The sequence below is a fragment of the Klebsiella sp. Ech2A genome, assembly GCF_030078455.1.
GTDB classification, from domain to species: Bacteria; Pseudomonadota; Gammaproteobacteria; order Enterobacterales; family Enterobacteriaceae; genus Klebsiella; species Klebsiella terrigena.
This window is the reverse complement of sequence record NZ_JAQGFU010000177.1, coordinates 1-9,242: the sequence shown is the minus strand read 5'-3', so window position 1 is coordinate 9,242 and position 9,242 is coordinate 1. Positions and strand designations below refer to the sequence as shown.

General features: G+C 56.7%; 10 protein-coding genes. 4 read left to right on the top strand and 6 right to left on the bottom strand.

The genetic code is table 11. From position 1 onward, the window contains the following. The 6 genes from PFH44_RS21895 to PFH44_RS21870 form a co-directional block, all read right to left on the bottom strand. Window positions 1-950 (bottom strand): fimbrial protein (locus PFH44_RS21895; protein ID WP_283826128.1); only part of this gene is annotated, 950 nt, incomplete at its 3' end. Continuing rightward, window positions 950-1,468, bottom strand: a complete 519-nt coding sequence (locus PFH44_RS21890) for a fimbrial protein (RefSeq protein ID WP_283826127.1) — start codon at window positions 1,466-1,468, stop codon at window positions 950-952. The genes PFH44_RS21890 and PFH44_RS21895, both read right to left, overlap by 1 nt. After that, a complete protein-coding gene (locus PFH44_RS21885) occupies window positions 1,459-3,987 on the bottom strand; it encodes a fimbria/pilus outer membrane usher protein (RefSeq protein ID WP_283826126.1) in 2,529 nt (842 codons plus the stop codon). Before PFH44_RS21885 ends, PFH44_RS21890 begins: the two co-directional genes overlap by 10 nt. 20 nt (window positions 3,988-4,007) lie before the next feature. Next, window positions 4,008-4,688, bottom strand: coding sequence for a fimbrial biogenesis chaperone (locus tag PFH44_RS21880; protein ID WP_045856931.1), 681 nt, complete (start codon window positions 4,686-4,688; stop codon window positions 4,008-4,010). Between the two features lie 55 nt (window positions 4,689-4,743). Beyond that, window positions 4,744-5,328 carry a fimbrial protein gene (locus PFH44_RS21875; protein WP_283826125.1) on the bottom strand — a complete coding sequence of 195 codons (585 nt, stop codon included), beginning with the start codon at window positions 5,326-5,328 and terminating at the stop codon, window positions 4,744-4,746. Window positions 5,329-5,381: 53 nt separating this feature from the next. After that, entirely contained in the window at window positions 5,382-5,984 is a 603-nt protein-coding gene (locus tag PFH44_RS21870; RefSeq protein ID WP_045856935.1) for a helix-turn-helix transcriptional regulator, read from the bottom strand. A 728-nt stretch (window positions 5,985-6,712) separates the two neighbouring features. Between PFH44_RS21870 and PFH44_RS21865 the strand changes: the two genes are divergently transcribed. The 4 genes from PFH44_RS21865 to msrB all read left to right on the top strand — a co-directional run. After that, on the top strand, window positions 6,713-7,510 hold the full coding sequence (locus tag PFH44_RS21865) for a winged helix-turn-helix domain-containing protein (RefSeq protein WP_283826124.1): 798 nt from the start codon (window positions 6,713-6,715) through the stop codon (window positions 7,508-7,510). 1 nt (window position 7,511) lies between these two features. Beyond that, the gene (locus PFH44_RS21860; protein WP_045856940.1) at window positions 7,512-8,003 is read left to right on the top strand and encodes a hypothetical protein; all 492 of its coding nucleotides are present in this window, start codon (window positions 7,512-7,514) and stop codon (window positions 8,001-8,003) included. A 281-nt stretch (window positions 8,004-8,284) separates the two neighbouring features. Next, the gene (locus tag PFH44_RS21855; RefSeq protein ID WP_283826123.1) at window positions 8,285-8,584 is read left to right on the top strand and encodes a hypothetical protein; all 300 of its coding nucleotides are present in this window, start codon (window positions 8,285-8,287) and stop codon (window positions 8,582-8,584) included. A gap of 277 nt (window positions 8,585-8,861) precedes the next feature. After that, window positions 8,862-9,242: peptide-methionine (R)-S-oxide reductase (gene msrB / locus PFH44_RS21850; RefSeq protein WP_283826122.1), on the top strand; the 381-nt coding region annotated here is incomplete at its 3' end.

The window sequence follows — 9,242 nt, the reverse complement described above, 5'->3', positions numbered from 1 at the left end:
GTGCGGACGTACTGCGCCTGGAACGGCAGCGTCAGGATTTGGCTCGCCGTGGTGGTCTGGATAAAGAACTGGTTTACGGCGCCCGCTGCGGAGCTGTCCGGCCCCATCATCAGCGGGCCGCTGCCGTTATAAAAGAACTGTACGCCGATGCCGGAGGCGGTGGAGTCGTTGGTCAGGGTTACCACGGAGGAGTCGTTCGTTGGCGTGGTCTGATCCGTCATTACCGCATACAGCGCTACCTGCTCGTCGCAGGTCAGGCTGACGCTAAACGAGCCCGACGAGGAGGTGCTGCCGATGCTGGGCAGCGTACGCATATCCGGCGCGCCGAGATCGATACTGGCGCTTTTGGTGCTCACCGTACAGCCGCTGGCCGTCACCGTTACGGTCGTTGGGTTGATGATCACCTGCGCCGTTTTGACCTCGTTATTATAGGCCGTCAGGATCGCGGCGCTGATGGCCGGGAGCGGGTACACGCCCGACTTCAGCGCGCTGTTGGTTTTAACGTACGTCAATTTTGCCGACCAGCCTAAATCAAAAGCCAGGCCGTTGGTGCCATCGGCGGGGTAGCTTTGGGTCACGCCGGTTTGCAGCGGCACGTAGGTGGTGCCGTTAAAATCCTTCAGGCCGAGGATGTAGCCGATACCTGGGACTCCGGTTTCAAAGACGCTATAGTTGACGCCATCAACGTTGACGGTTATCCCCGCGGACACCGCGCTGGCGCTGGGTTCGAGAGTACCTTTGGTGCAGACGAACAGGTATCCGCACCAGAACACCTGCTGCACGTCGATCGATGCGCTCCAGGTTGAGCCGATAATATTGCCCGGCATCACGGAGTCCGCGGGGCCGGTGTAGGTCATCGCCTGGGGCGAGAGGGTAATGTCGGATATCCAGTCGAGGGCCAGAACCTTCGCGCTGACGCACAGCCAGCAGGCAAGCAGTAAGAAACGCATTATTGATACTCCGTAGTCCAGGTGGCGATGGCGGAAACGTCTCCGGCGCTGACGGCGGCGCCGTTGGCCGCCAGCCGGGCATAAAATGTCATCTGCACGCGCTCATCTCCCGAGGTGCCGTAGGCCGTCGTTTGGGCCTCCAGCGGAATCAGCTCCCCGTCTTTATCGAGGATTTGCACCGCCACGCCGCTCGCTCCGCCGTCGTCCGTCTTAATCAGCTGCGGGTTGCGGTCATCCGGCGTGCCGCTAAAGCGGATTTTCACGCCGACAAAGGTCGGGCCGCACTCTTCCAGCGTTAGGGTGAAGGCCCGTTTGATATTGCTGACCGCCCCCGGCGCGCGAAACTGCTTTATGCCGATGGCGCCCAGCGGGACGGTTTGCTCTACTGAATCGGCGGAAACCACGCAGGTATTGCCGATCAGGTTTCCGCTAACGGAGACCAGCACGTCATAGCCGAGAGCCGGGGTGACGAGGGCCATAAGCAGGGCGATGCCTGATAGGCGGGCGGCTACTGACATCGCGCCTCCTGGGAATAAAGGCCCGTGCGGGCGCTGTAATCCTGCGGGTTCAGGCGATATTTAACGACGCACCTTTTGTCGCTGCCCTGTCCCCAGACGGCGCTGAGCGTGCCTTCCGCCGGCAGGCCGGCGAGATAAAGGCTGCCTCCGTCACCCACAATGCCGCTGGCCTGCTCATCGGCGAGCGTGACGACGGTGCCAAACGGCAGCATCTCGTTGCGATAGCCGATGGTGAACAGGGCCTTCGCGCCGCGGCGGGTGACGATGGTTGCGCGCACCAGCGCGCCATCGGTCGGCGTTTTGCTGACGATAGCGTTCTCCAGCTCAACGTCGTTGCCGGCGGTAGTGACGTCCAGCGCGACCTGGTTGACGCGATACGGCGTGGCGTAAGGAATGACGGCATAGCCGCGGCTATCGGTTTTGATGCCTTTGTGATTAAGCACCGCCACGCTGCCGGCCCCCGGCGCCTTGACCAGAATGTTGGTGTTCCCCAGCGGCTGGCTGAGGGTCAGGCCATCTTCATGCAGCACCGCGCCGCCGCTCATGCCGTAGCTGAGGTTGCGGGAGTCGCTGGAGTAGCCGTAGCCGAGGCTGTAATCGCCCCGCTGGCCCGCATACTGCAGCGCGGCATCGCCGCCGTAGCGCTGCTGCGCGCCGTAGCGTTGATTGACGTTATAGAACAGGTTCTCCTGTCCGGGGACGTAGCCGCTGATGCCCGCGCTGCTTGTGGCCCCGGTGGAGTCCGCGCGGGTGGTGGTGAAACGCGCTCTGGTCGCCTGCTGCGGGTTGCCGAACGGCACGGAAAGCGACATCGCCACGATGTTATCTTTATGGCTATCGTACAGGCTGGTGCTGCGCTGAACGCTCACGCCGACGGAGACGTTGCGAACCATCGCGTTCCACGCAAACTGCATGCTTTGCGTTCTGTTGGCGGTGCGCCAGTAGGTTTGCCGATCCCACGACAGCGAAAGCGAGCCAAAACGGCCCATTGGCTGCGACAGCAGCAGCTGATTTTTGGCCTTGCGCGACATATGCAGGTTATACAGGTTTTCATAGCTGGTGGTGACGGCGCCGTCAGCCCCGGTGACCTGCTTTGCCGTGCCGCCCGTCATCCCCTTATAGGCGGTGTCGCTGAGGGTATAGAACCCTTGCGTCGAGTAGCGCAGGGAGTAGAAGTTAAAGCGCGTGCCGATATCGTTCAGCAGCTTGCTGTATCGCAGGCGCACGGAGTCCCCGGCGTAGGGCCGATCGTCGGCCAGCACGCTGCGCGCGTGGGTCACATCGACGGAGTAGGCGCCAAAGCGTCCGAGATTTTGTCCTACGCCCAGCGCGAGCCCGCTGTAGCGCTCTGCAAGCTGCGCCCCGCCGTAAAAGGTGAGGCCGTGTTCCCAGCCGAAAAACAGCTCTCCCTGGGCAAACGTCGGGGTGTTCTGGCTGCCGACGGCGCGAAGCTTCCCGGCGCCGAGGGCGTATTTTATCTGCCCGCTGCGCACCAGGTTCGGCACGCTGGCAAACGGCACGGTATATTGCGTTTTGCTGCCGTCGCTCTCCTCAATCGTCACCTGCAAATCGCCGCCGGAGGAAGTGGGGTAGAGGTCTTTCAACATGAACTCCCCGGCGGGGACGCTGGTTTGATAAATGGTGTTGCCGTTCTGCTGAACGGTAACGGTCGCGCTGCTGCGGGCGATGCCGCGAACCTCCGGCGCATAGCCGTTCAGGCTGGCAGGCAGCATATTATCATCGGTTTTCAGCGCGAGGCCGCGCAGGCCGACAGAGTCAAAAACCTGAGCGGAGGTGTAGGTTTCCCCGGCGTACGCCTGCGCTCTCAGGGCGGGTATATCCCGCTGCAGCCAGGTCTGGACGTGGCTCAGCGTATTCGCATCTTTGGTCCAGGTCGTGTAATCGCGCAGCCGCCAGGCGCCCAGGTTCACGCCGCTGTTCAGGCTAACGAACAGCTGCCGGGAGCGGGTACGCTTATCGCCCCGGTACTCATTGTTGGCGCCGTTAACGACATAGTTCAGCCACGCGGCAGGGATCCCGGCCTCCCAGCTCTCAGGGCTGACGTAGCCACGCGGAAGATTCCGCATATAGCTCTGCGGCAGGCTGAGATTGAGCGTCAGCGTCTTCTGGTCGAAGTCAAAGCTGGCGCCGGGGAACGCGTGATTCAAAAAATAGCATTGCCGGGTCAGCGGCAGCAGCTCTTCCGCGGCCTGGCGGCTATCAATGCCGAGGGCGGCAATTTGCTGCGGCGTGACGCAGGGCTGGGCGTCCTCCTGGGCCGCATTTTTATCAACGCTGAATTCGACGTTTCCGGTGAAGGCGTAATTTTTATTGATATAAACGTTAATGTTGTATTCGCCCGGCGGTAAGGCGCTCCCGGCATTGACCCACGAGAGGTCGGCAATATTTCCACTTTCGCCGTTGAGGAACGCAGGGTTAAATTGCAAATCGTTCTCTGCGGCAGAGACATACCGAACGGCATGGCAGATCATCAGGGCACAGACGATTCTTGCTTTCACGCGATCGCACCTTTCTTATTTTATTTCCGGTTCAACGACAGGCTGACGGCAGGGGTCCATGCGCCGTAATCATTGATGGTCTGATAGCTAAAAGTGCCTGCCTGACTGAACGATCCGCCCAGGGTGACGCTTGCTTTTGGCGGGACCATCGTCGGCTGCACCGGCTTGCCATCGACTTTTAGATTGACGGTGGTGAGGTAATAGGGCGTTGGGTTATTGAGCGTAATTTTGCCCGCACGATAGTCGGCGGTTATTTTTTTCCAGCCCTCGCTGGCGCCGCTTTGCAGCCCCTCCGGGCGGTAAAAAACTTTAATGCGGTTGGCCGAGGCAAACTGCAGCGAATTGCTGGCGGCGCTTTTGGACTGCTGCGGAATGGCTTTGACCGTAATCCAGTACAGCGTTTCCCGGTCCTGCGGCAGGGATTTACCGCTAAACATTATTTTCACTACGCTTTCGGTGGCCGGTTTTAAAACATACAGCGGCGGCGTAATGACGAAATCGTTGGAGCGCCGATTGTTCTCATCCTCGACCCATGACTGAATGAGGAATGAGGCGTCGGGATGCGTATTTCTGACCTGCAGCATCGACTGGTTGGCGCTGCCGAGGTAGACCATTCGCGTTGCGCCCAGCCCCACGCCGCCGGCGCAGGCTACGGATGACCACAGCGAGCCGAGCAGAAAAATCCATGTAAATGAGCGCATAGCGTCTCTCTCCTGAAGGTTGAGCCTGGCCCGGCAGCGCGGCCGGGCCAGAGGATTACGAATAGGTGACGGTGTAGGTGGCGACAGCGCTGGCATCGCCAGCCGTGGCGTTGCCCTGCGGGGAGTAGTATTTGGCGCTGAAGTTCAGGGTGTTCGAGCCGCTGCGCAGCTCGACGGGCGCGGCGGACTCGCCCAGCCTCACGACGTTGCCCTGTTCGTCATACAGGCGAATGGCGACGTTTTGCGCCGAGGCGCTGCTGCCGTTTGAGCCGACGGCCAGGCCATCGGCATCGGTGCTATCCGGGGTGCCGGTGAAGGTGACGGCAACCGTAGTCGCCGGGATCGGATCTTCCTCGGTGCCGGCGGAGGTATCGGCGATTTCGCAATCTTCAAGGGTGATGGTGAAGGCTTTTGCCGTGCTGGCTTCGCTGCCCGCCGCGGCCAGCGTGGCGGTACGAACTTCGCCCAGGTCGACGTCAATATTGGCGCTGTTGGCGCTGATGGCGCAGGCAGAGGTCACGACGCTACCGCTGAAGTTTACGGTGCCGCCGCTGGCGGTGGCGGCCAGAGAGGGGCCCGCAGGCAGCAGCGCCGCAATGCCCAGCGCCAGCAGAGTTTTGTTATTTAAGTAAGCTTTCATTTTTCTGATTCCATAGTTTTATTATGACGAGATTGACCCTGAAGGCAGCAGCTCTAGCTGGTTAAAAACACCAGTAAATCTGTTTTATTCCTGAGTCCGAGTTTTCTTATTGCTGAGCTTTTTAACGCGCTGACGCGGCGGTATGAAAGCTTCTCTATTTCTGCGATATAACGTATATCCAGTCCATTTCTCAGTTTCTTCAATACCCTCCATTCCCCTGGTGTTAGCGAAAGTGCCATTGATTTCTTTTTGGGTTGAGCGTGGTTTTCCGCTATTTTTAATAAACAGGTTCGCCAGCGATAAAGTGGATCCTGTAGAGAAATATAGGCATCAATATCGCCGTGGACCCACAGCGATGAATTCACCGCGGCGGAATACATGTATATAAGCACCTGCGGATAGCTGGCTTTAATCGTTTTTATATACGCCAGGCAATCCATTCCGGTATGGTGTTTCTCTATCCCGGAGATAAAAATAACGTCAATTTGGGTCATTGCTAAAAGATCGTCAAGGTGCTGGTAATCATTTATCGATGTTGTTATTTGAATATCAGCATACATTCCTTGCAATAAGGCGGTGATGCCTCCGCGTGCGAAGCGATCCCCGCCGATTAACGCAACATTTAAATGCTGCTGTAGTTCAAGCTTATTCGCCATGTTATTCCCTCGATTTATAATAGTAAGGAGGTCAGCCTGTATGCGTTTGACAGGTATCAACCTGTATTCCTGTATTTTCGAAGCAATTAAGCCTTTCACTTTGTAGAACTACTATACCTCGGGAGATGAGAAGGTAATCTCAATTAATCTTAAGTTATATTAATTGCAGAACGTGCGGCCGTCCGGTGAGGGCGTTCGCCAATCGATATTGGCTTAACTGCGGACGAACTGTCCTCAATTCCCGGAGGTGGCCGGCTTTTTGTACTGCTTATTATCGCTTTTCCTCAATGCATCAGGCGCGTGTTGAGCCATGTGATGCCTTCTGCTTTTCTTTTTACATCAGCCTGTTGTTGGCGTTTTTTCTACTCCAGGTAAGGCGCCGTAGCGAACGGGCAGGGCGTGAGGAGAGGCCTGCGGGCAGGCATTTGTTGGCAGGCTGAATGAAGATAAGAAGGACTTAAGAAAAGATAAGATAAGGACGTTCGCTCCCGCCGGGCAGCGGCTGAGAAAAGGATGAATAGCGGGGTTAGCGTTTATTGTACTTCAGTTAACCTGCAGAGCAATGACAGGAAAATAAGATATTTCGCCAGCGGTTGTGATATACAACGCCCAGTTTATCGGCCATATTACCCCCTCAAAAAGGAGATGGATCCCTCTCTTCTCATCCATATGGTGATAAGACCCGGGCACTTCCGACATACTTTCACCGGAGATTTTTCGCCGATTGTATGCACAAGCATTATATTATCAATGAAATAGTTGAGTTTCATCCCGTGGACGGCACGCTGCGCGATCTCAGCAATCCGGATCGCGTGGTGGTACTCAATTCACCGGCGGGGCGCTGCTTATTATTATTAATAGAGCGGGCCGGCACTATTGTGACTCAGCAGGAGTGCATGGATATCGTCTGGCAAAGGCGAGGGATGCTGGTTTCGCCTAATACCTATTACCAGAATATTTCGGTTCTACGCAAAGGATTGAAAAAAATAGGCTTCGAGAACGATCCGATCGTTACAATTCCACGTATTGGATTAACGCTGGCTAGCGAAACAACGATAGCGATTAAAGAGGTTCCGCGGCAAGCGTCAGAGGACCATGAATATGATACTGCGCGTTCGGATGAAGCGAGCGTTTCGCAGGCTGAACCTACAGCGCAGCCTACAATAGCGGTTTATTCACCGCGGCGTATGCGCTGGTGGACGAAAGTATTATGGGTGGTTTTATTATTCAGCGGTGCAGGCGTGATTAATCACAGCTTTTCCCGGAGCAATTTTTTTATCGATGATTATTATTTTTTAAGCACGGTGGGAGCGTGCCGGGTTTATTTGGCAAATAGCATCCAGGCGCAGGATGAACGGGCGATGGCGCTGGCCTACGTTGGGCAATTTAAAGATGGCTGCGTCAACTATCCGTGGGTGTATATCGGCAGATACACCCGGCTGCCTCGCGCCTCCGTCATTCGGTGCGATCGGTCGATGAAGGAGCCAAACCGCTGCATTTCTGACTATTTTATTGAGGATCGCTAGCATGGCCCATCATCGTCAGGTGCTTTACCTGTCCTGCTTTTGCCTGCTGCTCGGCAGCGTGCTGGCGGGGTATTTTTTGTTGCGCCGCTATTATGTTGCGCCGTTTTCCTGTCGGGTGAGTTTTGTCCAGCATCATCAGGATACGACCCTCGTTCTGTGGATGAATTATATCGTGGACGGGAAGAGCGGTACGCTCAGCATCAACGGCCACGTGGAGGGGGAGCCGGGCAGAATCATTAACCGTAAAATATCGTTTTTGGTGACGCGCAGGGGCAGCGCCTACTACCTGATATCTGAGCACAATATTAAATTTCCGGACGATAGCGTGCCGGATAGCTGGCTGGAAAAATATGAGCCCCTGTTTTTCGTCTATCCGGCAAAAAACATCTATATGCGCATTCATGAACTGCAGAACGGTAGCTATCTCTTTATTTTGGGCTCGCTGCCGACCTATGTGTGCAGTAGCGCCGTGAGCCCGGCCGCGGAGCGGTAAGCCGCCAACCGCGGGCCGGGCCTCAGCTTACCCCGCCAGCGCGTCCGTCCACGAACTCATCGTGGGACACGCGCTGTTATCCAAATTGCCGCATTATCGCCGGTCCGATACCGGTGCCGTTTGGAATTAACGTCTGAAAAAGAGACGCTTAAGAGGGGGCCAACGGCCGGCACGGCGAAATAATCCGTCCTCGGCGGCCGTTGAAAATAAAAGATGAGCTATATTGTTGGCACGCTCTTTACGCCACCGGTACTCGCTCCCCTTATATTGGAGATATCCGTATGAAATTATTACCCCTTATCGCCCTGGCTCCCCTGTTACTGCTGCCTGCAGGCGCATTTGCCTCCTCAGAGGCGGCGTGGAAAGAATTTGATAAGGCCATCCAGCGCGCCTGCCTGGCGCAGAGCGACCTGCCGCATAAAAAGGTCGCCGGGCCGCGCATCGATTTTAGTGATGACGTCGGCTACTCGGCGCTTATTATTTCCGGTAAAAGAGTCGATAAAGGCAAGGTGCAAACGGTGAAATCTCTCTGTCTGTATAACCGGCAAAAACAGACTGCCGCTCTTGCCGATATGCCATGAGTTCGCTCCCCTGAAGGGCCGCCTCTCCTGCGGCATTCGGGTCGACGCTCTGCCGGCTTCGGCCTCTGCGGCCGGCGGGCACCAGCCAAATTCAGGCGCAAATATAATTTTTTAATATTCTCTCATCGTCTGTTTTCCAGGAAATACAAACAGTAGCGCTCCCGCCTCTCCCCGCCCGGCGAAAGTTATCACAAATTTGTGAACGTTTCGGGAGGATTTGATAAGAACTCCCTCTGTAAATTGACATCATTCCTTTTTCACAGAACGCGGGGCGATGATGTTAAACAGACGAAATTTCCTGCTGGGCGGCAGCGCGATCGCAGCTGGCGTCATGGCGGCAGGGCGCTTCCCCTCTTTGTTTGCCGCTGATAGTAAAGCGACCGCCGCTCCGGCGGGGGCAACGTTTGCCATAACCCATAGCCCGCAGGAGTGGCAGAAGCTCCTGACGCCCCGGCAGTATTACATCCTGCGGGAGGCGGGGACCGAGAGACCTTATTCCAGCCCGCTGAACGATGAACACCGGCGCGGCACCTTCGTCTGCGCCGGCTGCCGGCTGCCGCTTTTCTCCTCCGCCGCTAAATTTGACAGCCATACCGGCTGGCCCAGCTTCTGGCAGCCGCTGGATGACGCGGTGGCAGAGAGCCGCGATAGCTCATTT

What these genes read in the sequence shown, in the direction of transcription:
- PFH44_RS21890 (WP_283826127.1), bottom strand. Translation starts at nt 1,468, where the DNA reads ATGTCAGTAGCCGCCCGCCTATCAGGCATCGCCCTGCTTATGGCCCTC.
- PFH44_RS21880 (WP_045856931.1), bottom strand. Translation starts at nt 4,688, where the DNA reads ATGCGCTCATTTACATGGATTTTTCTGCTCGGCTCGCTGTGGTCATCC.
- PFH44_RS21875 (WP_283826125.1), bottom strand. Translation starts at nt 5,328, where the DNA reads ATGAAAGCTTACTTAAATAACAAAACTCTGCTGGCGCTGGGCATTGCG.
- PFH44_RS21870 (WP_045856935.1), bottom strand. Translation starts at nt 5,984, where the DNA reads ATGGCGAATAAGCTTGAACTACAGCAGCATTTAAATGTTGCGTTAATC.
- PFH44_RS21865 (WP_283826124.1), top strand. Translation starts at nt 6,713, where the DNA reads ATGCACAAGCATTATATTATCAATGAAATAGTTGAGTTTCATCCCGTG.
- PFH44_RS21860 (WP_045856940.1), top strand. Translation starts at nt 7,512, where the DNA reads ATGGCCCATCATCGTCAGGTGCTTTACCTGTCCTGCTTTTGCCTGCTG.
- PFH44_RS21855 (WP_283826123.1), top strand. Translation starts at nt 8,285, where the DNA reads ATGAAATTATTACCCCTTATCGCCCTGGCTCCCCTGTTACTGCTGCCT.